The 24867-nt window shown below is 60.4% G+C and carries 19 protein-coding genes; 6 read left to right on the forward strand and 13 right to left on the reverse strand.

What is annotated here, in order from left to right:
- Positions 1-23: 23 nt before the first annotated feature.
- A complete protein-coding gene (locus ABDK74_RS06545) occupies positions 24-1103 on the reverse strand; it encodes a glycosyltransferase family 4 protein (RefSeq protein WP_346003186.1) in 1080 nt (359 codons plus the stop codon).
- Between the two features lie 41 nt (positions 1104-1144).
- On the opposite strand from ABDK74_RS06545, the gene ABDK74_RS06550 reads away from it, so the two are divergent.
- Positions 1145-2167, forward strand: a complete 1023-nt coding sequence (locus ABDK74_RS06550; protein WP_346003187.1) for an NAD(P)/FAD-dependent oxidoreductase — start codon at positions 1145-1147, stop codon at positions 2165-2167.
- 87 nt (positions 2168-2254) lie between these two features.
- A complete protein-coding gene (locus tag ABDK74_RS06555) occupies positions 2255-3505 on the forward strand; it encodes a D-amino acid dehydrogenase (protein ID WP_346003188.1) in 1251 nt (416 codons plus the stop codon).
- Positions 3506-3626: 121 nt separating this feature from the next.
- On the opposite strand, the gene ABDK74_RS06560 is transcribed toward ABDK74_RS06555, so the two are convergent.
- Positions 3627-3998, reverse strand: coding sequence for a hypothetical protein (locus ABDK74_RS06560; protein WP_346003189.1), 372 nt, complete (start codon positions 3996-3998; stop codon positions 3627-3629).
- 181 nt (positions 3999-4179) lie between these two features.
- The gene (typA, locus tag ABDK74_RS06565; RefSeq protein WP_346003190.1) at positions 4180-6000 is read right to left on the reverse strand and encodes a translational GTPase TypA; all 1821 of its coding nucleotides are present in this window, start codon (positions 5998-6000) and stop codon (positions 4180-4182) included.
- 171 nt (positions 6001-6171) lie between these two features.
- On the opposite strand from typA, the gene queF reads away from it, so the two are divergent.
- Together queF and ABDK74_RS06575 are read left to right on the forward strand one after the other, a co-directional pair.
- Complete coding sequence (gene queF / locus ABDK74_RS06570; protein WP_346003191.1) at positions 6172-6672, forward strand: preQ(1) synthase; 501 nt, start codon at positions 6172-6174, stop codon at positions 6670-6672.
- A gap of 3 nt (positions 6673-6675) precedes the next feature.
- Positions 6676-7503 carry an AAC(3) family N-acetyltransferase gene (locus tag ABDK74_RS06575; protein WP_346003192.1) on the forward strand — a complete coding sequence of 276 codons (828 nt, stop codon included), beginning with the start codon at positions 6676-6678 and terminating at the stop codon, positions 7501-7503.
- On the opposite strand, the gene ABDK74_RS06580 is transcribed toward ABDK74_RS06575, so the two are convergent.
- The 5 genes from ABDK74_RS06580 to ABDK74_RS06600 all read right to left on the reverse strand — a co-directional run bounded on the left by ABDK74_RS06580 (position 7497) and on the right by ABDK74_RS06600 (position 16531).
- Complete coding sequence (locus tag ABDK74_RS06580; RefSeq protein ID WP_346003193.1) at positions 7497-9851, reverse strand: TonB-dependent receptor domain-containing protein; 2355 nt, start codon at positions 9849-9851, stop codon at positions 7497-7499. The two genes, ABDK74_RS06575 and ABDK74_RS06580, sit on opposite strands and share 7 nt — an antisense overlap.
- 212 nt (positions 9852-10063) lie before the next feature.
- A complete protein-coding gene (locus ABDK74_RS06585) occupies positions 10064-10540 on the reverse strand; it encodes a flavin reductase family protein (protein ID WP_099286261.1) in 477 nt (158 codons plus the stop codon).
- A gap of 107 nt (positions 10541-10647) precedes the next feature.
- Positions 10648-11886: an outer membrane beta-barrel protein gene (locus tag ABDK74_RS06590; protein WP_346003194.1), complete on the reverse strand. Its 1239-nt coding sequence runs from the start codon at positions 11884-11886 to the stop codon at positions 10648-10650.
- Positions 11887-11967: 81 nt separating this feature from the next.
- On the reverse strand, positions 11968-12807 hold the full coding sequence (locus ABDK74_RS06595) for an aldo/keto reductase (protein WP_346003195.1): 840 nt from the start codon (positions 12805-12807) through the stop codon (positions 11968-11970).
- A gap of 82 nt (positions 12808-12889) precedes the next feature.
- Positions 12890-16531, reverse strand: coding sequence for a PAS domain-containing protein (locus tag ABDK74_RS06600; protein WP_346003196.1), 3642 nt, complete (start codon positions 16529-16531; stop codon positions 12890-12892).
- A gap of 172 nt (positions 16532-16703) precedes the next feature.
- Here ABDK74_RS06600 and ABDK74_RS06605 point away from each other — a divergent pair, with 172 nt between their 5' ends.
- Complete coding sequence (locus tag ABDK74_RS06605; RefSeq protein ID WP_346003197.1) at positions 16704-17498, forward strand: SDR family oxidoreductase; 795 nt, start codon at positions 16704-16706, stop codon at positions 17496-17498.
- Here the strand turns inward: ABDK74_RS06605 and ABDK74_RS06610 are convergent, their stop codons facing one another.
- On the reverse strand, positions 17499-19352 hold the full coding sequence (locus ABDK74_RS06610; RefSeq protein ID WP_346004180.1) for an FUSC family protein: 1854 nt from the start codon (positions 19350-19352) through the stop codon (positions 17499-17501).
- Between the two features lie 94 nt (positions 19353-19446).
- On the reverse strand, positions 19447-20352 hold the full coding sequence (locus tag ABDK74_RS06615; protein WP_194253731.1) for a LysR family transcriptional regulator: 906 nt from the start codon (positions 20350-20352) through the stop codon (positions 19447-19449).
- Positions 20353-20604: 252 nt separating this feature from the next.
- On the opposite strand from ABDK74_RS06615, the gene ABDK74_RS06620 reads away from it, so the two are divergent.
- Entirely contained in the window at positions 20605-22011 is a 1407-nt protein-coding gene (locus tag ABDK74_RS06620; protein WP_346003198.1) for a sugar porter family MFS transporter, read from the forward strand.
- Between the two features lie 70 nt (positions 22012-22081).
- Here the strand turns inward: ABDK74_RS06620 and ABDK74_RS06625 are convergent, their stop codons facing one another.
- From ABDK74_RS06625 to xdhC, 3 genes are all read right to left on the reverse strand, one after another.
- On the reverse strand, positions 22082-22267 hold the full coding sequence (locus ABDK74_RS06625) for a YqaE/Pmp3 family membrane protein (protein ID WP_062029897.1): 186 nt from the start codon (positions 22265-22267) through the stop codon (positions 22082-22084).
- An 82-nt stretch (positions 22268-22349) separates the two neighbouring features.
- A complete protein-coding gene (locus tag ABDK74_RS06630) occupies positions 22350-23897 on the reverse strand; it encodes a glucoamylase family protein (RefSeq protein ID WP_346003199.1) in 1548 nt (515 codons plus the stop codon).
- A 49-nt stretch (positions 23898-23946) separates the two neighbouring features.
- On the reverse strand, positions 23947-24867 hold the full coding sequence (gene xdhC / locus ABDK74_RS06635; RefSeq protein WP_346003200.1) for a xanthine dehydrogenase accessory protein XdhC: 921 nt from the start codon (positions 24865-24867) through the stop codon (positions 23947-23949).

Raw genomic sequence — 24867 nt, forward strand, 5'->3', positions numbered from 1 at the left:
CAGCAAGAGTGTTCGGGAGCCGATCAGCGACTGCCGTTCTGGAGAAGCTCCATCCAGCGTGCCATGACGGGACCTTCCTGAAACGCCGCGGCCCGCAGCCGGGCCGCCTCCGACATGGCCTGACGCCGTTCGGGTGCGCGCATCAGCTCCAGCAGGGCAACGGCCAAAGCTTCCGGCTCTTCCGGCGGGACCAGCAACCCGGTCTCGCCGTCGCGCACGATCTCCGCAGGCCCCGTCTCACAATCGAACGCCACGACCGGCACCCCCGCCGACAGGGCCTCAAGCAGGACCATCGGCAACCCTTCATAACGCGAAGAGGCCACGAACAGGGCAGCGCGGGCATAATCGGCGTCGATGCCTCCGATAGCTGGCGCAATCGTCACGCGATGCAATCCTTCCGCCTGTTGCAGCAGGGCATCACGATCCGGCCCATCCCCCCGGATCAGAAGATCCCAGCCCATGCTCGCCGGGTCCTGCTCCACGATCCGCCAGGCCCGCAGCAGCAGGTCATAGCCCTTCTGCTCCGTCAGACGTCCCGCCGCCAGCACCAGCCGGGACTCTGATGGATAGAGGCGCTCCGTCACAGGAGGCGCCATGTTCGGAATGGCGGTCAGCCGGGCACGGACCGTCGTCCCCTCGCGCCACAACACCGTGTCCCGCTGCGTCAGGACAACCACATCATCGGCCCAGCGCGCGGCGATCCGCCGTCCCCAGACACGTTTGCGACGACCAAGCGTTACGTTGAAATTAAAATGCTCCCACACCACGCAGCGCACACCCGCCAGCTTCGCGGCCGCCACGCCATAGAGCGCATGGGTGGACTCCACGACCACCAGCGTGTCGATCTTCTCCCGTTTCAGGAAACGCGACAAACGCCAGACGATCCGGAACCACGAATTGAAAATCTTTACCGGCTGGTCGAACAGCGCGGTCAGGGGAATGTCAGGCGACAGGGGAAAGGCCGGAGCGCTTGCGCCGACCAGTTCCACCAGCCGCACGTCGCAGCCCTGACGCACCAGCCCGTTCATGACAGCACAGGCCGAACGTTCCGTCCCGCCGAGGCCCTTCAGGTCCTGAATTACAAACGTATATCGTACGTTCAATGCCCTACCCCAAGCCCTTCAAACCGATTATGAAACAGATCATGACGACTGCACCCCACACCCTCAACACCGATGTCGCAATTGTCGGCGCCGGTCCGACCGCCCTCTTCGCCGCGTTCGAATGTGGCATGCTCAAACTGTCCTGCGTCCTGATCGACGCCCTCGACAGTGTCGGCGGACAATGTGCGGCGCTCTATCCGGAAAAACCGATCTACGACATTCCGGCCCATCCCGCCATCGAAGGCGGCGCGCTGATCGAGGCCCTCGAACAGCAGATCGCCCCGTTCGACGTGCCCCGCCTGCTGGGTTCGCGGGTCGAAACGTTGGAAGGCCATCGCGGGGATTTCACGCTGAAAACCGCGCGCGGCGACATCATCCGCGCCAAGGCCGTCATCATCGCCGCCGGTGCCGGTGCGTTCGGCCCGAACCGCCCACCGCTCGACGGGCTCGAAGCCTTTGAACGCACGGGGGCGGTGCAGTATTACGTCAAGAAACGCGCAGATTTCACCGGCAAGCGCGTCGTGGTCGCGGGCGGCGGCGATTCCGCGCTGGACTGGGCGCTGTCCCTCTCCGATGTCGCCGAGAAAATCTATCTGCTGCATCGCCGGGACCGTTTCCGTGGCGCGCCTGAAACGCTCTCGCGCATCGAACAGCAGATTGAGGCGGGGAAGATCGAGAAGGTCGTGCCCTATCAGCTCCATGCCCTGCATGGCACGGAGGGCGTTCTTTCCACCGTGGAAGTCACGACACTTGAAGGCGCATCGCGGCATATCGAAGCCGATGCGCTTCTGCCGTTCTACGGCCTGTCCACCGATCTGGGGCCGATTGCGCTCTGGGGGCTGGACACGCATCGCAACACCGTCCCCGTCACCCCGGCCACGCTGGAGAGCAGCACGCCGGGCATTTTCGCGATCGGGGACGTGGCGACCTATCCGGGCAAGCTGAAGCTGATCCTTCAGGGCTTCTCCGAAGGCGCCATGGCAGCTCATGCCATCCATGCCATCGTTCATCCCGACACGGCCCTGCATTTCGAATATTCGACCAGCAAGGGCGTTCCGGGCTAACGGCGCAGGACAGCAGTTTCTCGTGGCACTGAGCCGATCGCGGTCAGTTCAGGGCGGTTCTACAGACGACAACACAGCAGGACAGATATGAAAGTCATCGTCATGGGCGCCGGAGTGATCGGCGTTACAACGGCCTGGTATCTCGCTCAGGAAGGCCATGAAGTCGAAGTGATCGACCGCCAGCCGGGTGTGGGTCTGGAGACGTCTTTCGCGAATGCAGGACAGGTTTCTCCCGGCTATTCGACCCCCTGGGCCATGCCGGGCCTGCCGCTCAAGGCCGCAAAATGGATGTTCGAAAAGCACAGCCCGCTCGTCGTGCGCCCGCGCTTCGATACGGCCATGTTCCGCTTCATGGGTGAACTGCTCATGAACTGCACGGAAAAGGCCTATGACATCAACAAGGGCCGGATGCTGCGGATTGCGGAATATGCCCGCGACCGTCTCGACGCCCTGCGCGCCGAGACCGGCATCACCTATGACGGCGCCCAGAAGGGCCTGATCCAACTTTTCCGCACGGACAGTCAGGTCGAATACGCCGCCGAGGACATGCGTTTGCTGGCGGAAAGCGGCGTCGAACACAAGCTGCTGACCGTAGACGAGATCCTTGCCCGCGAACCCGGTCTCGCCCATGCGCGCCACCTCCTCAAGGCTGGTCTGCTGCTCCCCGGCGACCAGACAGGCGATGCCCATCTCTTCACGCGTCGTCTGGCCAAAATGGCTGAAGAAAAAGGCGTGAAGTTCCATCTCGGTGTCACGATCGAGGCTCTGGAAGCCGCCAGCGACGCCATCGTCAGCATCCGCACCAGCGCCGGGCGCATGACGGCGGACCGCTACGTTTTGGCACTCGGCAGCTACTCCCCACGCTTCCTCAAGCCGCTTGAACTGCGTCTGCCGATCTATCCGGTCAAGGGCTACTCCCTGACCATGCCGATCACGGATGAAAGCCGCGCACCCGTTTCGACCGTCAATGACGAGACCTACAAGGTTGCCATCACACGCCTTGGCGACCGCATCCGCATCGGCGGCACGGCGGAGCTGAATGGCTTCAACCTGCGTCTCAGCCCGGATCGTCGCGAGACGCTGGAACTGTCCTTCAGTGAAATGTATGGCGGCGGGGATCTCTCTTCCGCGAAATACTGGACCGGCTTGCGTCCCTGCACGCCAGACGGCACGCCGATCGTTGGCCCCTCCCCGCGCTACGGCAACCTGTGGCTCAATACCGGACACGGCACGCTGGGCTGGACGATGACCGCAGGCTCCGGTCAGATTATCGCGGACCAGATCTCCGGTCGCCAGACGGCCATTCCCTCGCTCGACCTTTCGCTCGACCGCTATTGATACACTCCGTCCGTAAGCCCTCATGGTTTACGGACGCTACAAGACACAAAAAAGGGGGTCTGCCATAAGCAGACCCCCTTTTTACTTGCCGCGGCCCTTCAGAAGAACCGGCGGAGACGCCTCAGTTGGACGGTGCAGCGTCTTCAGTCGGCGCGGCATCCGTCGCAGCGGACGTCTTCTTGTGGTGCTTGTGCTTGTGGTGGTGCTTCTTGCCGTGGTGCTTCTTCGTGGACGGCTCAGCTTCGGCAGCCGGAGCGACTTCAGCAGGAACGGCCGGGGCTGCGGCTGTGGGAGCCGGAGCAGCAGGAGCTTCAGCGGCAGGCGCAGCAGGAGCCGCCGTCGTGGCGGGATCGGCGAATGCCGGAGCGGCCGTCAGAGCCAGAGCAGAAACGGCGGCGATCAGGGACAGATTGAAAAGACGCATCTGGAAACGAGGCTCCATAACAAAATAAAGACCGATCACATTCAGACGGTCTGAAGTGGTCTCGTCCATGACGTTATCATTCCCGCTTCGTACGGTCGCGCATTAACTTTATGAAATTTCAGTCTCTTACGCGTGCAACGCCCGAACACGCCTCAATTCAGACAAAGTCCATTATCGACCATAAAAAAAGGCGTGTTCCCGGCTGACCGGGAACACGCCTTTCCTTGAAATCCACCCTAAGGAGGACAGCTTAGTGTGAGCGGGACTTCGTGGCGCGCTTGCGCTCATTCGGGTCCAGATGCAGCTTCCGGATGCGAATGGCAGACGGCGTCACTTCGACCAGCTCATCGTCTTCAATGTAAGCGATGGCCTGCTCGAGGCTCATGCGGCGCGGCGGCGTCAGAAGCAGAGCTTCGTCCTTGCCGGAGGCACGCATGTTGGTCAGCTTCTTTTCGCGGACCGCATTGATGTCGAGGTCGTTCTCGCGGGAATGCTCACCCAGGATCATGCCTGTGTAGATCTTCTCGCCAGCATCGACGAACATCGTGCCACGATCCTGCAGTGCGAAGAGCGCGTACTGCGTCGTCTGACCGTCTTCGGACGAGATCAGCGAGCCGTTACGACGGCCTTCGATCGTGCCGACATACGGCAGATACCCGTGGAACAGACGGTTCATGAGGCCCGTACCGCGCGTGTCGGTCAGGAACTCGCCATGATAGCCGATCAGGCCGCGCGACGGGATCAGGAACGTCAGACGGACCTTTCCACCACCGGACGGACGCATGTCCTGCATGACGCCCTTACGGAGCGACATCTTCTCGACGACAACGCCTGAATACGGCTCGTCCACGTCCACCAGAACTTCTTCGAACGGCTCTTCGCGCTCGCCGGTCTCTTCGTTTTCACGGAACAGAACGCGCGGACGGCCGATCGTCAGCTCGAAGCCTTCACGACGCATCGTCTCGATCAGAACGCCAAGCTGAAGTTCGCCACGACCAGCAACTTCGAAAGCTTCGCTTTCCGGGCTTTCCGTCACCTTGATGGCCACGTTGCCTTCGGTTTCCTTGAAGAGACGGTCACGGATCTGGCGCGACGTCACCTTCTTGCCTTCACGACCACCCAGCGGGCCATCGTTGATGCGGAACGTCATGGACAGTGTCGGCGGATCAACCGGACGGGACGGCAGCGGCTCGTTGATGGACGGATCAGCGATGGTGTCAGGAATCGTCGCATCGGACAAACCGGCAACGGCGACAATGTCACCGGCTTCGGCTTCATCCACAGGCACGCGATCGAGGCCACGGAAGGACAGCAGCTTCGTCAGACGGCCGGTTTCGACAATCGTGCCATCCGGACGGAGCACGCGAACCGGCATGTTCACCTTCGCGCGGCCCTGATCGATACGACCCGTCAGAATACGACCCAGGAAGTTGTCGCTCTCAAGGATGGTCGCAACCATTCCGAAGGGCGCGTCCTTGTCCACGTTCGGCTGCGGCACATGACGCAGGACGAGGTCGAACAGGGGGCCGAGATCCTTCTTCGGTCCGTCCAGCTCCAGATCGGCCCAACCCTGACGGCCCGAAGCGTAGAGCATCGGGAAGTCGAGCTGGTGCTCGTCGGCGCCGAGGGACGCGAACAGATCGAAGATCTCTTCGTGCACTTCGTCCGGACGGGCATCGGAACGGTCGATCTTGTTGACGACGACGATCGGACGGATGCCACGGGCCAGTGCCTTGCCAAGCACGAACTTGGTCTGCGGCAGCGCGCCTTCAGCGGCATCAACGAGGATGATCGCGCCATCCACCATGCTCAGGATACGCTCGACCTCACCACCGAAATCGGCGTGACCCGGGGTATCAATGATGTTGATGCGGGTTTCTTTCCACACAACGGACGTGCACTTGGCGAGAATGGTGATGCCACGCTCGCGTTCGAGGTCGTTGCTGTCCATCGCACGATCAGCAACATGCTGATTGTCGCGGAAAGAGCCGGACTGTTTGAGAAGCGCGTCAACCAGCGTGGTTTTGCCATGATCGACGTGCGCGATGATGGCGATATTACGGAGTTCCATGTGGTCTTCCAGACGGGAGGCATCGAAGAGAGGATTTGCGCCGTCTTCTGCACCGAATCCCGCCAATATGCAAACTCTGTCACTGTCTTTTCGTCCTGAAGATGTCTTGAGCCTGCGGGAAAGCTGGGCCACATCTCACAAAACCAAGATCCCTTCGAGGAATTCAGCCCCATGTCCAACCACCAGACAGACCATCACCCTACCGGCCCCTCCGCCCCCGGCACCGACGCTCTCAGCCAGCTCGGCCGCGCCACCACAACGCCGCAGAGTCCCGAAGAAGCCGTTCTCGAACGCGTCCCCTCTCCGCATCAGGGACGGCAGTATGTGGTGCGCTTCACGGCCCCGGAATTCACTTCGCTCTGCCCGGTAACCGGACAGCCGGACTTCGCGCATATCGTTATCGACTACATCCCCGGCGAATGGATCGTCGAAAGCAAGTCCCTCAAGCTCTTCCTGACCAGCTTCCGCAATCACGGCGCCTTCCATGAAGACTGCTCCATCGCTATTGCAGAGCGTCTGGTGGCGCTGCTCGACCCGCAATGGCTGCGGATCGGGGCTTACTGGTATCCGCGCGGCGGCATCCCGATTGATGTATTCTGGCAGACGGGCGAGCCGCCAAAAGGCGTGTGGATTCCGGCGCAGGATGTGCCCGGCTATCGTGGTCGCGGCTGAACCGTGACTGAAGCCGCCGCCATCGCCCGCTCCAGCGGCCCGCTCACGCAGGCGCGGCTGGTGGTGGATCTGCAACGTCTCGGCGTCACACCTGGCATGACGCTGCTGGTTCATAGCTCTCTGAGCCGGATCGGCTGGGTCTGTGGCGGAGCACGTACCGTGATCGAGAGCCTGCTTCAGGCTGTCGGCGCGGACGGCACGATCGTCATGCCCGCGCAATCCTCCGAACTGAGCGATCCGTCAGGCTGGTGCAATCCGCCCGTACCGGAAAGCTGGTGGGAGACGATCCGCGCCACCATGCCGCCATATGATCCGCATCTGACGCCGACGCGCGGCATGGGGCAGATCGCCGAAGTTTTTCGGACATGGCCCGGCGTGCAGCGCAGCGCCCACCCGCAGGTTTCGTTCACGGCTCTGGGGCCGCTGGCGGCGGATATTCTGGCAAATCAGCCGATAGACGATCCGTTTGGCATCGGTTCCCCGCTTGCTGCCATGTCGGGCCATAATGCACAGGTTTTGATGATCGGGACGGGCTGGGACACCTGCACGGGGTTACATCTAGCCGAGCGGCTCGCTGATCCTGACGGGCCCAGATTTCAGGACGGAACCTGCATCACGACAGATGGGGAGCACCGCTGGATCAGCATCAGCCTCCCTGAGACGCAGACGGAGCGTTTCGAGCCTTTTGGCGCAAAGCTTGATGGAAACGCGCTACTCCGCCACGGGCATATCGGTTCGGCGGCCTCACGCCTGTTCCCCCTGGCCCCGGCCATTCACATGGCCGCGCAGGACTGGAGCAGACAGGAACAGCCGCCACAAAATGATCAGTAAGACGCGCTGATCTCGCCAAGGAACATGCGCCCGGCAGACGGCGTGGCGCGGTTGGAGAACAGGCTCTGGTAATTCAGGCGGTTCGCCAGATTGTAGCCGTTCATCGACACCTTCCAGTGCTGGTTGAAGCGGTGTGAAATCATGGCGCTGAAGTCCAGATTCGCCGGGGCGCGGAATTTGTTGGCAGCATCCAGCCACACATGCTCGCGCCAGGTCAGACCGCCGCCAAACGTCACGTTATAAGGCTTGCCTGCGAAGGCGTTATAGGCCGACCACAGCGTTGCCTGATTATGCGGCACATACTGCACGTTCTTTCCACGATTAGCTTTCGTGGCGGAAGAGGTGGTGCTGCTGTCATACAGCGCGTAGGTGGCTGACACGTTCCAGCCCGGCAGAATGATGCCGCCAACGGACAGTTCAAGCCCCTGATTGCGCTGCCGGTCAGACGATCCCGTGATTTCGCCCGTCACCGGATCGGCATTCAGCGCATTGCCCTTGTCCAACCGGAACAGCGACGCCGTCACGCCCAGACGGTCGTGCAGAATGCTATACTTGGCCCCAAGTTCATAAAGCTGCGCTTTTTCCGGGCTGGCGAACGAGTTGGTGCCGGGACGGATGGGCACGGAACCGTTGGTTACATACATGCCCATCGGCGTCGTGGAATTGGCCCATGTGAAATAGTAGGTCTGATGCGAATCCGGCGTCAGAACGAGGCTGGCATTGGGATTGAACACCCCGCTCACATCATGGAAATGCTGGTCAGGGTTCTTCGCAACATTCCCACCCGTCATGTTATAGCTCGTCTGCCAGCGATCCCAGCGGAAGCCACCCTTGAGAGACAGCCAGTTCGTAAACCAGATCTGGTCGAACAGGAACAGCCCGGTGTCGAACCCGTATCCGTTACTGTGTGATTTCGCACCCAGCGACCCCAGCGAGACAAGCCCACCCGGATTCATATCGCCCGGCACCAGATCCAGATTGCCGACATGCGGATTTGGATTGACGAGGTTCGCATAGGGCTTGGGCTTCAGATATGTCGACTGCGAGCGCACGTCATTGACGCGCTCGATATCAAAGCCTGCGACAACCTGATGTCGCAGGAACCCCGTGTGGAAATCCGCAACCATTGACCCCACATTCTGCACGGACCAGCTCGTCTGCTGATACGGCAGCGGTGCCATATACGTCCCGGCACCCGTACCCGCCCCTGCACCGACCGGCCCCGAGCGCGCCACAAGCGCCTTGGACGGATCGCCGCTAAAATAATTGTTCACGCAGGTCGTATCGCAGGTCGCTTTGGAGGCCGCGAACGTGCGGTAATACTCGCCGCCGCGCAGATCATCATAGAACGTGATGTGTTTGTTCAGCTTGAAGCTGAAACGGGCCGTTTCCATGTTGGCGTTCGTTGCGTTCTGGTCATTATCCGTCCCGTACCAGTTGTTGCGGCGGATGCCATATTCCGTGATGGGCTGACCATAAGCCGCACCCGGCTTCGTCACGACCGGCACACCGAAATCCGGAACCGAATTTTCCTGCTGGTGCATGTATTGCAGAACCAGCGTCGTTCTCTTGCCGATACCGAAAGCCAGCGACGGCGCGATGCCCCAGCGATGGGAATAGAGATTGTCACGCCCGACAATATTGTGTTCGTCGCCCATGCCCGTGATGCGGAAGGCCGTTGAGTCATTGATCTTCTGGTTGACGTCCAGCGTCCCGCGATAATAGCTGCCAGACCCGCCGGAAAACTCGGCATTATAATGGCTTTTCAGACCGGGCGTCTTGGTGACCATGTTGATGGCGCCCCCCGTCGTACCATTACCGAACACTTCGGAAGACGGCCCCTTGATGACCGAAACGGTTTCAAAATTGAACGCATCGCGCGAATAGACGCCGAAATCCCGCAGTCCGTCTTCATAAATGTCATTCTGCGCCTGAAAACCACGGATCAGGAACTGATCGCCGTTCATGCCGCCCGCACCCTCACCAATGGACGTCGTCACACCCGGAACATTCCGCAGCGCCTCGTCGAGAGATTTCACATTCTGCTGCTGCATCAGGGCCTGCGGCACCACGTTGATGTTCTGCGGCGTGTGCATCACGTCCTGCGGCATCCGGGACAGGCCCGTGGAGTCATGCATGGTGTTGAAGCTATGTCCCTGCACCGTCAGATATTCCGCATCCGCGCCTTCAACGCTTTGCGTGCTGTTCAGGGATTTTGCCGCAGGAGGCGCTTTGGGGTCCGGTTTTTCGTCTTTTTTGACGGGGGCCGCCGCGTAGCCCTGTGAAGACATCAGCAGCGTTCCCGCAACTGATAGCGAAGTAATATGCGCGCGCAGCGAACCGGTCATTGAAGGCCTCTTGGTTACGGACATGTCTTGTTATGTTGCAGAGGGAAATATTAGAAATAAGAATCATTCGCAACAAATTTCTGAAGGAATGGCTTTCCTTTCGCCAAAAAAACACTTCGCCGGATTAAAAATTGTCCCAAAACACATCAGGCTCCCCACCCTGCACACAGAGGATGGAGAGCCTGTCAGATCTCTTCAGAATTTTGCAGACGTCAGAGCGTAATGCCGAGCTGTCCCTGAAAATACAGCAAAGGCGCGCGGTTTTCGTCGAGTTCAAGCGAAACAGGACGCGCCATGAACAGCGCATGCGTGCCGCCCTGGAATGTTTCGACCAGTTCGCAGTGCATCTTCACCAGCGAATCCCGGACAAACGCCGTGCCATCCGCCGAGCGTTCGATCACGTCCGAGCCGAACTTGTCGCCTGTGCGGCTGGCGAACAGCATCGCCACGTCCTTGTGGTCGTTGCCCAGAATGCTGAGGCCGAACGTGCCGGCTTCCGCAATCGCACGATAGGTCGCGCTGGCACGGTTGAGACAGATCAGCAGCAGGAGCGGATCAAGGGACACGGAGGTCAGAGCGCTGATGGTCGCGCCCTGTTCGCCTTCGCTACCTTTGGCCGTCACCACAGCCACACCCGTGGCGAAATGGGACATGGCCTTGCGGAAATCGGTGTCGTTCGGAGTCGTCATGCAGACTCCTTGCCATAATCCGGCGGCCAGCGCACCTCCTTCCCGCAACGAACAAGGTGCAGGGATCAAGATCCCTGCCGGGTCCGGGCAGAGCGCGAATTGCCTTTTCAAAATCCCAAAGTCATGTCCGCTCCAAACAGGATGCGGCCCATATGATGCTGGTCATCAAACGGACGCGTGCCGTTGAGAGAGCGGTCGAATCGTAGCTCCGGCCTGAGCTGGAGCAGCTTGATATGATGCCCCACATCCGGCCGCCAGACGGTGTTGAGCGTCAACGCGCCATAGGTCGTGGCGGGAGCGGACACAGACCGCGTCGGATTGCCAAGCAGAGCCTGTGCATAGCCTTCATTCTCGGCAAAACTTGTCACGAAACTGCCGGTATTGTCCCGATAAAGCTCAGCCCGCGCATTGACGGTCAGGTTCGGATGAATGTGCCATCCGCCCCACACCACCGCACTCCATGTATCAGCGCGCAGCCCTTCGTCATGAAGCTGGTTCACTTCCGCCGTGACGCTCCATTTTTTCGAGAACGTCCAGGTTCCGTTCAGATCGTTCCAGTACCGCATGGCTCCGTTGGCCCTCGGCCCCAGAGCACGCACGGCATCTTCCGGCCCGACCCGCAGCAGATAGGTGAAGGACAGATGACCATCTGCCAGATCGTTGCCCGTCACACCCAGATATCCGGCGGGTCGGTCATTGTTATCCCCCCGCCCGAAGGACGTCTGGTTGCCGGTATCCGCGCCGAACTGAAGATCGAAATGCCTGTCCAGATGAAGCTGGAACATACCCCCCACATGCTCGAACGGCGTGGAATATTCGGTCGTATATGCCAGCGTATAGAAAGCGCGCGTCGAAGGATCGAGCGTCTCCACACCCATCGGCGACGTCAGAATACCGATCTGCCCGTCCAGCCCCCGGCTCGTGAACCACGGCATATGCAGCGCAATATTGGCGAAGACCGGCATGGCCTGATAGCGGCCATTGATCCAGCGATCGGAGACGCCTGCGATCGTATAGCTCCGGGCATCAGAACCATAGAGCATCCGCAGATTCATCCCCAGCCCATACCCGCCCCCGATCGGATCGACGGGTTTGGCAAACGTGAAAGTCAGCTGGTTCAGCGTGGCCTGATCGGCATAGGGCGAGAGAAGCTGGCCGAAATTGAGATTGCTGGCGGGATGGCTCGAACTGCCCATGACGCCGCCTTCGATCTGCGCGCCAAAGGACACATCGGAAAACCACTGATCCGTCCACGCCTTGTCCTGCGTCCCCGCAGCACGCGCCTGCGCGCCTGCCAGCAGAACCGCAAAAACCACCCTCAAACCCAGGCCCAAACGCTGCCTCATGCCATCCACCTTCCGGTTGCATGAGGCAGCCCATAGCACAGGCTCGGTTTTTTACTTAATGTTGCTAAAGAGGAATATTTCTCAGAATTTCGCCGTTTTCGGGTCTGCACCCATCCGGCCATCCGCACGATCCATCCCTGCGATGGCCTGCATGTCGCCGCCATCCAGCACAAAGCCGAACACATCCAGATTTTCCGCCAGACGCTTCGGATTGACGGATTTGGGAATCACGATCAGCCCGTTCTGAAGATGCCAGCGGATCACGACCTGAGCCGGAGACCGACCGTGTTTTTCAGCAATCGCCCCGATCCGCTCATCACTCAACACACGTCCCTTGCCCAGCGGACGCCACGCCTCGGTACGGATATTGTGCTTTTCGTGAAACTCCCGCAGGGCGCGCTGCTGGAAATCGGGATGGAGTTCAATCTGGTTGACGACGGGCACCACCCCCGTCGCATCCATGATCCGCTCCAGATGCTCCGGCTCGAAATTAGACACGCCGATGGACTTTACCCGACCGGATTTCTTCAGCTCGACCAGCGCCTTCCACGTCTCGACATACTGCCCCTGATCCGGCATCGGCCAGTGGATCAGATACAGGTCCAGCACCGGACGGCGCAGCAGACGCGCGCTTTCTTCATAGGCCCGCAGCGTATTGTCGTAACCCTGCTCGTCATTCCACACCTTGGTCGTGAGGAAGATTTCGGGATGGTCTTCCAGACCTTCGCCGACCCCGGCTTCATTCTTGTAAAGCCGTGCCGTATCGACGGAGCGATACCCGAGCTTCACAGCCTCCCGAACGATCTCCGCCGTCTCGTCCGGAGGCGTCTGCCAGACACCCAGACCGATCTGCGGCATGGTGTTGCCGTCGTGAAAGGAAATCACTGTCTGGGCATCGGCGGATGGAACCTGTGACGACATGTCTGCCTCCTTGCAGGACTTGAAGAAAAAATCATCAGCGCGTGAGGTGTTGGCTCTTCAACGCAGGCTCCGGACGGACGGTTCAATCGCCGCTGAGCAGAAGGGCCAGCTTGCGATTGAACGTCTCGACCGTGAACGGCTTGACCAGAAGCGCACAACCGGGCGCAAGGGCCTGATTTCCCAGAATGTTCTGCTCGGCATATCCCGTGATGAACAGCACTTTGAGCGACGGCCAGCGCGTCAGCATCTGCTCACCCAGTTCGCGCCCGTTCATGCCGCCGGGCATCCCGATATCGCTGATGAGAAGCGCAGGGGGCTCCCCCTCCGCCACAAGCGCCTTCGCGGACGGCCCATCGCAAGCGCCCTGCACGATCCCGCCCAGATCCGCCACCATATCCATCACGATCATCCGCACCGCCTCCTCATCATCCACGACGAGAACACGCAGCCCTTCCAGAAGACGGGGCTGTGGCCCCTCAGGCAGCGGAGGAGGCTCGGGGCGCAGGGTTTCCTGCCCTTCATAGCGCGGCAGCCAGAGCGATACGACGGTCCCCTGCCCAGGAGTGGAGCGGATGTCCACCTGCCCCCCCGACTGCTGGGTAAAGCCGTAAATCATGCTCAACCCCAACCCGGTGCCCGCACCCAGTGGTTTGGTCGTAAAAAACGGATCAAAAGCCCGTTGAACAATCTCGGGCGGCATCCCGCAGCCCTCGTCCTGCACCGTCAGAACAACATAATCGCCCGGTGGAATGGACATTTCAGCGGCATTCGCGCGACCCAAAATCCAGTTAGCACTCTTCAGCCGCAACATGCTGCCCTGATCATGCATGGCATCGCGGGCATTGATGCACAGATTCAGAACCGCATTTTCGAGCTGATTGGCGTCCACTCGCGTCCGCCACAGATCCGGCTGAAGATCAAGAACAAGGTCTATGCCCGGCCCGACCGTCCCCCGCAGCAGGCTTTCCAACCCGCGAACCAGCATATTCATATCCGTGGGGCTCGGATCGAGGGTTTGTCGCCTTGAGAAAGCCAACAGACGATGGGTCAGGGACGCCGCCCGGCGCACCGCCTCCTGTGACGCCGTGATGTATCGCCCCAGACCGTCCGTCCGACCCTGCGCAATCCGCAGCCCGAGAAGTTCAAGCCCCCCGCCGATCCCGGCCAGAAGATTGTTGAAATCATGCGCCAGACCGCCCGTCAGCTGGCCGACCACCTCCATTTTCTGGGCCTGACGGAGCTGTTCCTCCAGTTCGTTGCGTTCGGTCAGATCCCGCCCGATCGCATAGATCGCATCGCCCTCGTCATTACAGCTCCAGTTATAGGTCCGCCAGGAGCCGTCATGCCGCCGCATCCGCACATCCAGCCCCGCAGCCGGCCAGGGCGTACCCTTCATAAGACGCGCAAAGGTGTCACGGACTGTCCGCTTGTCATCGGGATGGCACAACGCATCCAGTCTCAGACCAGCAAGCTCGTCCATCCTGTAGCCCTGCATCTCTTCCCAACTCGGGCTGACCGCAACATAGTAGCCGTGACGGTCGATGATGACGAACAGGTCCTTCGCGATATTCCACAGCCGGTCGCGCTCGCGGGTCCGTTGCAGAATCCGCTCTTCGAGCATGACATTCAGGTCCCGGATCTGCTGCTGGGTCCGGGCCTGACGCATAGAGGCATGGGTGCGGTCAGCCACCGCGCGGGTGAAGACGATTTCTTCATTGGTCCAGACATGCGGAGCATCGTGACAAACGAACATCAGCCCCACGAAACGTCCGAATTTGAAAATCGGAATAGCAAGAAACGCGACAATCCCTTCTGCTTCGTAACGCGCGTCATATCCCGCCGTCAGGGCATCAGTGCGGACATCCGCAATGGCCACAGGCTCGCCACCCCCAAGAAGCGACCTGAACTCACCGTAATCGGCGAACATCCGCATTCCCAGAAGCGGGCGCCCGGCCTCGGCCACTCCGCCAACGGTCATGCCGGTGCCGTCGTCATTGATCACACCGTAACCCGCACCGCTGGCATCCAGCTCCCGGCAGATGATCCGGGCCGCAACTTCCTCCATCATGCCAGTATCGTCGAGAGCGCGAAGCTGGTCTCCGAGTTCGACCAGCGCGGCCTGTCGCAGTGCCTGACGCTTGCTCCGGTTGATATCGAAAACAATGCCGGGAAAACGGGCCACGCGCCCTTCGTCCCCCAGATCGCAGCGACCATTGCCCTCAAACCAGCGCAGTCCCGCCGGGGTCTCTACCCGGAATTCAAAACGGCATTTTCCTCCCCGCCGCGTCGCTGCAGTGACGGCCTGCACGACAGCGAACCTGTCCCGCGGGTCCACGGCATCGTAAATAATGTTCGGCATGACGCCTTCACGCAGACGGGCAGGGTCCAGCCCCAGCGTCATGGCCAGCCGGGCATCCCCCGTCATACGCGATGTACTGTCATCCCACATCCACGTCCCGGCAATCGCACCGGCATCAAGCGCGAGCTGAAGCCGCTCGGCAGACTGGTTTGCGTCTGTCAGATCACGTCCGATGGCCAGCAGACGCTGTACGTCACCGTCCTCTCCGAAGACAGGCGTAACCACCACGTCCCAGAAGCGGCGGGTGCCCTTCATGGTCATGGAATACCCCTGAAACCGCGCCGTCTCCCCTTCAAGGGCGCTCTGGACCGCCAGAGCCGCCCGCCGACGCGGCTGACCACGCCAAAGATCCACCCAGGGCAGTCCGTGCATAATAATCGGACTGTCCATTTCCATGGACCGAACGCCCCCTTCGTTGACGAAGCGGATACAGCCATCGCAGTCGAGAATATGAATGCAGTCCGGCAGGCTCGACAGCAGCAGCCGGGTAAAGGATTCACTGGAGCGCAGGGCTTCCGCCGTCAGAGACGCAGAAGAAACGTCCATTGCCAGACCGACACTGCGGCGGCCATCGGGTCGGCTTTCATCCTCGCGCCAACCCCGTAGCAGCACATGCCGGAGCATGGGGGTGCCTTGCGAAGCATGTTTCCCGGACGGATACGCAGATCGCGAAGGCACCAAAATCCGGAAACGAAGCTCGTAACAGCCTTCGTCCCGCAGGTCGTCCTCGATGCTGCCATCATAGAGCAGCTGGTCTTCCGGGTGCAGAAATGCCAGAAGTTCGTCGATGGGCACTCCCACCGCCAGACGCTCAGGCGGCACCCCCCACAGCCCAGCGAAACGCGCGTCTCCCGTCACCATTCGCATCGCGAAATCACAGCGATAGAACGCAACATCCACCGTGTCGGCGACACGCTGCATCCGGAGCTCCATCCGCTCCACGATCGCGTGTTCCTGACTGACGCCCTCCTCTTGCGAGGAAGAAACAGCATGTTCGCGCAGCAGATCATCAACCTGCAACCCACACAGGGCACGGACATGCTCTAACGCCGGAGCGTTCTGCCGCACACACAGCCAGACTTCCACGGCACCCGAGCGCACCGGCAGAAGACAGACCGTACACGCACCGAGGGACTGGCCATCCATGAGACAGGCCGCGCCCTCGGCAGCAATCGCACTTCCCCTACCCCCAAGAATGCGCACGCCCTGAACGTCACGCACCAGCAGCGCTGCCTCTCCCCCGCCTTCCGCCGCCGCAAGAGCCAGAAGATGACTGCACAGAATGGACGCACGCCCACCGGAAGGAGAAGGATGCGGCACCAGCGCGTCCATATCTCCACCCGTCTCCTGCATGCGATTCACCATTCCGCCTCCTCAGCCCTGCCCGTCCGAATACATTCCCACTCGGAACTGCATCCCCTCCATAGCAGATCCGGTGTTTGCCGTATCCTGTCAGAAACCTCCGCAGAATGATGCGCCACTTTTTCGCGCGCCCTACGTTTGTATCGGAACGTGATCACATTTTCAGGAGTCTTCCATGCTGAACCTCGATCTGAGCGGCCGCACCGCCCTCGTCACTGGCTCAACCAGCGGGATCGGTCTGGCCATCGCCCGACGTTTGGGCGAAACGGGAGCCACCGTCATCATCAATGGCCGCAAGCAGGACAGCGTGGACGGCGCGCTTGAGAAGCTGTCCAAGGCTGTTCCGGGCGGGACTTTCCGTAGCGTCGTTGCTGATGTCGGCACAGCCGAAGGGTGCAAGACACTGTTCGGGGCCGAAAGCAGCGTCGATATTCTCGTCAACAATGCGGGGATCTTCGGGCCGAACGATTTTTTCCAGACAACGGATGAAAGCTGGGCGCATCTGTTCGAGATCAACCTGTTCTCCGGCGTTCGCCTGTCCAAGGCCTATCTGCCGGGGATGAAAGAACGCAACTGGGGGCGCGTTTTGTTCATCTCCTCGGAATCCGCGCTGAATATTCCTGTCGAGATGGTGGATTACGGCGTCAGCAAAACCGCCATGCTGGGGCTTTCCCGCGGACTGGCGAAGCTGATGGCGGGTACGAATGTGACGGTCAACGCCATCCTCCCCGGCCCCACTCTGTCCGAAGGCGTGGAAGACATGCTGAAAGCCCAGAACCCCGACAGCACCCGCCCGGTCGCGGAACTGGCAGCGGAGTTCGTTCAGAAGCACCGGCCAAGCAACATCCTGCGTCGGATGGCCACCGTGGACGAAGTGGCCAATCTCGTCGCCTATACCGCCTCTCCGCTGGCCTCCGCCACCACAGGCGCCGCCCTGCGCGTCGACGGCGGAACTGTTGACACCATTTAATCACGCAACTGGCGGAACATTCTCTGCCAGTCCCCGCAAAGCGCCCTGGATGTCGGACGTGACATCCGGGCTTTTGTGAAGAGAGCACAGAACCGTTCGCGCAAGAGGCCTCGCAGCGTCGCCCTGACGAAACCAGGCCCGCAAAAAGACCTGTAACCGTTTGCGCACAGTGACAGGCGTGACGTTCAGCGCAGCAGCATCGCGCAGTTCGATCACCCAGACCCCGAGAGTCATCGCGTGAAGATGCCGGGCCATATAAGCCAGCATCATGTCGCGCGGCACCCCCTGACAGTTACGGACGGCACGCACCATGCTCGCAGCGTTGATCGCGAGCCATTGGTGAACGGTTTGACCATTGCCGCCCAGGCCACCGCGTGCGGTCAGACGGAGCTGCTTTTCGACCCACGCCGAGGTCCGTTTGAGATGACTGTCAGCCCTGAACGGAAACACCACACCAAACGTGACGCGCGTGAAAAGAACCGCCCCGAGAAACGCACTCGCGCCATTGAGGAACGACACCTCATCATAGCGCATGAGGTTCGATGGCCCGATCAGGACAGGCAGGAACATGTTGAATGAAAATGCATGGTTCACGAGCTTTGGCGCGCGTGCGGCCAATCCTCCGACCACCATCGGGATCAGCAGAAGCAGCGCCAGATATTCCGGCACAGTGACGGCAGGCACCACAAGAAACGCATAAATCCCCGCAACACCCGCGCACCAGACAGCTCCGCGATAAAAACCTGAAGATGCCAGAGCAGGGATTTCGCGGGTTGCCAGCAGCCCATAAACGAGCGCCACGAAGGAGACGAACGCCGGACCGGACGGCCAGGCTGTGACTTCCCATAAAAGCCACGCCCCGATGATACCGGTCGCGGCCCGCAACCCGTTAAGGACCGCTTCCAGCATATGCCGTGGGGAACGCGTCCGAAACGTAAAACGGTCATGACGGGGCGGATCAATGATCGCCTCGATATGGCGATGCGCGGCCTCAAGATCCCGATCGACGCCACTCCCGCTTGTCCCACCCTGCGCCCGGGCCAGAACAGCGAGAAGACGCGCCAGAACCGCCCGTGCATGATCTGCGCTTCGCCGGGTGCCTGAGCCCATCTCAAGCACATCGAATTCAATGCGCGCATTCGCATCGACCAGTTCGGTCAGCAGACGGCTTTCGGCTTCCGGGTCGGAACATCCCTTCCGCACTCCCTCCGCATGGGTCGCGACTTTCGACGTGATCTGTTTCAGACGCGTTAGCAGCCTTGCCTTGGCCTCCTTCTGCACATTCGGCAAAAAAAGAGCCGCCAGAACCGCTTCACATAGCGTCCCGAGCATGATGTATGTTCCGCGCGCCATAGCGACATTAAACACATCATCAGGCTGGCTGATCGCCCCGGTCGCCACGATGGCAGACGTGAAACTGATGACGAGAAGCCCATAGCGGCGATAACCGTCAAGGAACGTTGCCCAGCCGCAGCAAAGCCCGATCCATACAGCGAGCGCGATGAAGAACAGTCCGGCCTGTTGGGGAAAGGCTGCGATCAGGGCCACCCCCATGCAGCCACCGATAATGGTGCCCACAAAGCGCCACCGCGCCTTGGACAGGCTCTCACCACGGGAGGCCGTCGCCACGACCCAAACAGTCAGGGGCGCCCATTGCGGACTACCCAGTTCCATCCACATGGCGATCAGCAAAGACAGGATCGCCGCAACGGAAGTCCGGACCGCAAAACCCAGATCTTTCGCAGAAGGCGCAAACAGCCATCCCCAACGCTGGATCAGGACATCCCGCAATTCCGACCAGAATGGTGTCCCCGATGCCGCGAGACCGGCTGCTCTCCCACCCAAGCCTGACATTTTCCCGCCCGAAAAGCCGCGATTTTCCGAGCGCTGCACAATACTGTCCAAGACATTATCGTGATCGCGTCATAAACAGAGCTTATGAAAAGCCTCAGACAGTCAGCGCATCGTCCAGAACAAGCTGAGTGACGATTTCCCAACTTCGGGACATCAGCGCTGTCTGCACAGGCTGTTTAAGGCGCACCAGACCGACCTGATAAGACGGACAGGACGCAAGACGGCGGATCTGGAGCGGATTGGCCGGATCCCGCTGGGCAGGCAAGGCTGCAACCGGCAGGATCGTCGCCAGACGTCCGGCCAGAAGCTCGGCATAGAGCAGCTCGAGCGAGTTCGTTTGAAGCAGGACATTGGGTTTAACATCCGCTTTCGCAAAACGCTCATCCACAATCTGCCGGGTTCGCATGGCATGCCCCAGAAGAGCGAGGGGATATTCAGCCGCATCGGCCCAGCTGAAGGTTTTGCGTGACGGCAGCTCCATCCGCGAGCCGGCCACAAAAACATACTGCTCCGAATAAAGCAGATGCGTCTCAAAACCCCCATCAGCGGGGACCTGATCCAGATAGATCAGCCCCATCTGGAGGCGCTGCTCGGTCAGATCATGCAGGATATCGGCGTTGGCTGCGACCGTCAGTTCGATCTGAAGTGCTGGCACGGCAGCCCGCAGACTTTCCATCAGCGACGGCATGACCTGAATGGCAGGCGGAATTGTCCCGATCGACAATGTGCCACCCGCGACTTCATGCGCGAAATCGGCTTCCTGACGCAGGCCGTCCAGCGCGGCAACCGTCTGCCGCGCCCAGGCCAGAACGCGCTCTCCTTCGGGCGTCAGCCCCAAGACACGACGGTTACGCCGAACGATGGGAACACCAAGCTCATGTTCAAGCTGACGGATCGCCATCGACAGCGCAGGCTGTGAGACATTGCAGTGCTCCGCCGCACGAGAAAAATGCCGGTACTGATCCAGAGCGATAAGATATGTCAGCTGACGCAGAAACACAGGGCTTGTCCACAAACACAGGAAGGCCAAGAGTGTGACCCAACTGCATCAGAATGGAAAATCCAGTCAATTATCACATATGATTTTGAATATTTTCCCAATTATGTGTTATGGTTTAAGGCTCAAGATGGCGAATCATGGTGCCTGTCACAGAATAGCCCTCTCGCTCGATCTCCGGTTCAGGCTGCCTGCCCGGTTTTTTCTGCTTTTCCCTGACAGGCCCGCCCTGCGGGTCGCCGGAGTTTCCCCGTCATGAGCGACACAGTGCTCAATCCTTCCGCCACCGCCACCAGACCGCCGATGGTCGGACGTATGATGTTCGCCGTCATTCTGGCCGCAATTGCCGGTCTGATGTTCGGGCTGGACGTAGGCGTCATTTCCGGTGCGCTCGGCTTCATCCGTGACGAGTTCCATGCTTCCGATTTCGAACAGTCCTGGATCGTGTCATCCATGATGTTTGGCGCAGCTCTGGGCGCGCTGGGGGCGGGTCGGATGTCCTACGCGTTCGGACGCCGTCGCGCACTGATCTTCAGTGCGTTCCTGTTCGTGGCAGGCGGGCTGGTCTGTGCGCTGGCGGCCTCCGTTTCCGCACTGATCCTCGGGCGCGCAATGCTCGGACTGGCCATCGGCATCGGAAGTTTCGTAGCGCCGCTCTACATCTCCGAAGTTTCAGACGAAAGCCGCCGCGGCAGCCTCGTTTCGATGTACCAGCTCATGATCACATTCGGCATCCTGCTGGCCTTCGTGTCCAACGCCATCCTGTCCTACAGCGGCTCATGGCGCTGGATGCTGGGGATCATGGCCATTCCGGGTGTGTTCTTCCTGATCGGCTCGTTCTTCCTGCCGGACAGCCCCCGCTGGTTGATGCTGCGGGGCCGCCATGAAGAAGCGCTGTCCATCATGAAGGAACTGCGCCACGACCCTGAACACGCCCATCAGGAAATCCGCGACATCCGCGCACAGATTCATGACCGTCAGCGCGGTCTGGCCATGTTCCTCGAAAACCCGAATTTCCGCCGCGCCGTCATGCTGGGCATCTGCCTCCAGATCGCGCAGCAGCTCACGGGCATCAACGTCGTGATGTACTACGCCCCGCGCATCTTCCAGGAAGTCGGCTTCGGCTCCAGCGGACAGATGTGGGGCACGGCGATCGTCGGTGTAGTCAACTGGCTCGCGACCTTCATTGCCATTGCTTTCGCGGATAGCTGGGGCCGTCGCCAGATGCTGATCACCGGCTTTGCCATCATGGCAACCGGACTGGCCATGCTCGCCGCCATCATGTCAGGGATCGTCGGAACGTCAGACCTGTCTCATTACCTCGCGATTGCGGTCCTGCTGTGCTTCATCGCAGGCTTCGCGTTCTCGGCTGGTCCGCTGGTCTGGGTGCTGTGCTCGGAAGTCATGCCGCTTCAGGGACGCGACTTCGGCATCACCTGCTCGACGGTCACAAACTGGGTCACGAACATGGTTGTCGGTGCGACGTTCCTCGGACTGCTGAGTTCGCTGGGATCAGCCAACACTTTCTGGCTCTATGCCGGACTGAATGCGCTGTTCATTTTCCTGGTGCTGTTCTTCGTCCCCGAGACCAAAGGCGTCTCCCTCGAATCCATCGAGATCCGCCTCAACAAGGGTATCAAACTGCGCGATATCGGCCGCTAAGGCCCGCGCTAAAAGCATAAAAAAAGCCCCCCGCTCCAACCGGAACGGGGGCTTTTTTACATCAGGAGCCTCAGCCCCGGGACGAAGCGATCTTGCGATCGGTCTTGTACTGGCTGAGCGCATAAACCGACCAGATGGCAGCCGGAATCCAGCCAATGATCGTCACCTGAAGCAACAGGCACACCAGACCGGCAAACGGACGGCCAATGGTGAAGAACTGGAGCCAGGGCAGAAGCAGGGCAAGAATGAGACGCATGGTGCTCTCCTTTCACAAAGATGCTTTATCAGCAGTGATCGGGGAGAAACGCGCCAGATGCAACTCCAGATCCCTCAGACGATCAGAGAGACGTTCCGGCAGACTTGGAAGACGCTGTTTTGGTGTGCATCCACCCGCCTTCAAATCCCGCCCGTTCCAGACCGGCCCGCAGATACGGATTTTTCTTCATGGTGTTCCAGACCAGCCCACTGCGCCAGTTTTCCAGCATCAGCAGGATCGGCCCCTGATCAATCCCGAGTTGCTGACCATCCACCCAGTAGGACTTCTGGTCGGCGAAAGACGGGTTGAAGGCGTCAAGGAAGCCGTATTTGTTATAGATCCGGTCCCCATAACGCGCGCGCATTTCCTTGAGCGCCGGAAGAGCGATTTCGGGCGCAAAAGCGATGGACCCACCCACAGCCGTCGGCGCGATCGTGCCATCATCCAGAATATAGTCCCGCCCGGCGCCGCGCGCGCTATAGGCCAGATAATGACGCTTTTTGCCGTCATAAACCTGCTGCGCATCCCCCGGGCCGTCGCAGGCCGTCAGACCCCAGATATTGGGACCATAATCCTTCCAGTCTCCCGGATTAGCCTGCGCGTAGGCCCGCTGGGCATAGGCGGCTTCACGGCCATTCTGGAAATAATCGACGTTATGGGCACGGTCCCAGGAATCCTGCACGCCGCGGAAATCGATCCAGGATTCACTATACTGATGGCCAAACATCGGCGCGAAATTCAGCATCTTGTGTCCTTGGAAATCCCCCCACTGGCCTTCATAGGTCGCAGTCCAAGTCTTCCATGTCTCGGCCGGAAGCGGATGCGTCGGCGAACCCAGCGCCTGAAGGTAGATGATGAGGCCCTCGTTATAGCCTTTCCAGTCGCTCGGCAGGAACGTGTGCGGCGGCATCCAGCCCATGCTGAGCCAAGGGCCATGGGCCTTCATCCACGTCCAGTCGATCCGGCGATACAGATGATCCGCAATGTCGCGGATTTCCTTTTCCTGCGGCGTATCATGGTCGAAATAGGACTGCGAGAACAGCACGCCCCCCATCAGAAGCGCGGTGTCGATGCTGGACAGTTCGGACCAGTCCGCAACACGCAGGCCGGTATTGGGATCAAGGAAATGATAGAAGAAACCCTTATAGCCCGCAGCGCCTGCAACATGATCATTCTGCGGCAGGCTGGCTAAAAAGCGCAGAGTCGTCAGCGTCCGATCCACGGCCTGCTGACGGGTAATGTAGCTGCGCTCCACGCCAATGCCGTAAGCCGTCAGCCCGAAACCAACGCTGGCAATACTGGCTGCGCCATTGGGCAGCGGCGCACGATCCGGCACCAGACCGTTCTTCGGGTTGCCCGTTTCCCAGAACCAGTTGAACGTGCGCTTTTCCAGATCATCGACAAAAGCAGCATCCGCAGCCGGAAGACTGGTCGGCTGAAGGGCTGTCGAAAGCGCTGTGCTGGCCGTCGGGGCCGCCTGAGCGGTCTGAAGAGTCAGGCTCAATGCACCCAGTGCAAATCCTGCCTGACAGAAACGGGAAATCCGGGATTTCCACCTCTGCCCTGACGGGACGGCTGGAGAGAAAAACGGGACTTCGGAAGTCCGCTGCGTCCGGTTCTGCATGCTCATGCGGGGGAGGATAAACAGAAGGACCGCCTGCAACGCACCCACCGTTACATCAACTTTCTGTGATACCTAAAAAGTGTTGAAACTCCGCCCTTGTTCCGCAAAGCCTTACGACAGGATCACGGGTAGATGTAACATTATTGGTATCTGAAATAGCACTCTCCGAAACCTGCGGCGAATCTGCCTCGCACAACATGCGGGCGGCGACCTCAGCCGTCACGAACGTGGCGATCACCTCTGGGCGCTTGTCCCGCACCCCGAAATCACCGATCGGGCAGACCAGACGATCAATCCGCTCCTGCGGAATGTCGATCTGGCGGAACGCACTCTCGAAGCGTTTGCGCTTGGTCCGCGACCCGATCATCCCGACATAGCGCAGATCATCCCGCTCCAGCGCCGCCCCCGTGATAAGCGCATCCAGCGTATGGCTCTGCGTCAGGACCAGAACGCCCGATCCGGCAGGAGCCCCCTGCACAAGCGGCTCCCATTGCTCTGTCACCCGTGCCTCCACCCCTGACGGCACGATCCCGAACTCCTCTTCCCGCGCATCGACCCAGACCAGCCGCAACGGCAGCAATGCCAGAGACCGGGCGAGCGCACGGCCCACATGTCCGGCCCCAAACAGCAGCAGTTGCGGCAGTTTTTCCCGGTCGGCGCGCAGTTCAGCCTCAAGAGCCTCAGGATCACTCACCTGCTCCATGCGGATGGTGACAGCCCCGCCGCAGCACTGATTGATGGCCGGACCGAGCGGAATATAACGCTCGACTGCCTCTGCACCCGACGCCAGAAGCGCGCGCGCCTCCACCATGCAGTCCCATTCCAGCCGACCGCCGCCTATCGTGCCGCTCTGTTCGGTGAGGGTCAGGAGCATGAATGCCCCCTCCTCGCGAGGCGTCGATCCCTTTGCGCGAATGACGGTCAGACGCACCATCTCTTGCCCTTCCGCCCGCCAGCGCAGAACATCGGCAAGCAT

Origin of the sequence: Gluconobacter sp. OJB, from assembly GCF_039638275.1 — a bacterium.
Taxonomy (GTDB): Bacteria; Pseudomonadota; Alphaproteobacteria; order Acetobacterales; family Acetobacteraceae; genus Gluconobacter; species Gluconobacter cerevisiae.

Coding starts and splice junctions, on each gene's coding strand:
- ABDK74_RS06550 (WP_346003187.1), top strand. CDS start 1,145: ATGACGACTGCACCCCACACCCTCAACACCGATGTCGCAATTGTCGGC.
- ABDK74_RS06555 (WP_346003188.1), top strand. CDS start 2,255: ATGAAAGTCATCGTCATGGGCGCCGGAGTGATCGGCGTTACAACGGCC.
- ABDK74_RS06560 (WP_346003189.1), bottom strand. CDS start 3,998: ATGGACGAGACCACTTCAGACCGTCTGAATGTGATCGGTCTTTATTTT.
- typA (WP_346003190.1), bottom strand. CDS start 6,000: ATGGAACTCCGTAATATCGCCATCATCGCGCACGTCGATCATGGCAAA.
- queF (WP_346003191.1), top strand. CDS start 6,172: ATGTCCAACCACCAGACAGACCATCACCCTACCGGCCCCTCCGCCCCC.
- ABDK74_RS06580 (WP_346003193.1), bottom strand. CDS start 9,851: ATGACCGGTTCGCTGCGCGCGCATATTACTTCGCTATCAGTTGCGGGA.
- ABDK74_RS06585 (WP_099286261.1), bottom strand. CDS start 10,540: ATGACGACTCCGAACGACACCGATTTCCGCAAGGCCATGTCCCATTTC.
- ABDK74_RS06590 (WP_346003194.1), bottom strand. CDS start 11,886: ATGAGGCAGCGTTTGGGCCTGGGTTTGAGGGTGGTTTTTGCGGTTCTG.
- ABDK74_RS06595 (WP_346003195.1), bottom strand. CDS start 12,807: ATGTCGTCACAGGTTCCATCCGCCGATGCCCAGACAGTGATTTCCTTT.
- ABDK74_RS06600 (WP_346003196.1), bottom strand. CDS start 16,531: ATGGTGAATCGCATGCAGGAGACGGGTGGAGATATGGACGCGCTGGTG.
- ABDK74_RS06605 (WP_346003197.1), top strand. CDS start 16,704: ATGCTGAACCTCGATCTGAGCGGCCGCACCGCCCTCGTCACTGGCTCA.
- ABDK74_RS06610 (WP_346004180.1), bottom strand. CDS start 19,352: ATGTCAGGCTTGGGTGGGAGAGCAGCCGGTCTCGCGGCATCGGGGACA.
- ABDK74_RS06620 (WP_346003198.1), top strand. CDS start 20,605: ATGAGCGACACAGTGCTCAATCCTTCCGCCACCGCCACCAGACCGCCG.
- ABDK74_RS06625 (WP_062029897.1), bottom strand. CDS start 22,267: ATGCGTCTCATTCTTGCCCTGCTTCTGCCCTGGCTCCAGTTCTTCACC.
- ABDK74_RS06630 (WP_346003199.1), bottom strand. CDS start 23,897: ATGAGCATGCAGAACCGGACGCAGCGGACTTCCGAAGTCCCGTTTTTC.
- xdhC (WP_346003200.1), bottom strand. CDS start 24,867: ATGCTTGCCGATGTTCTGCGCTGGCGGGCGGAAGGGCAAGAGATGGTG.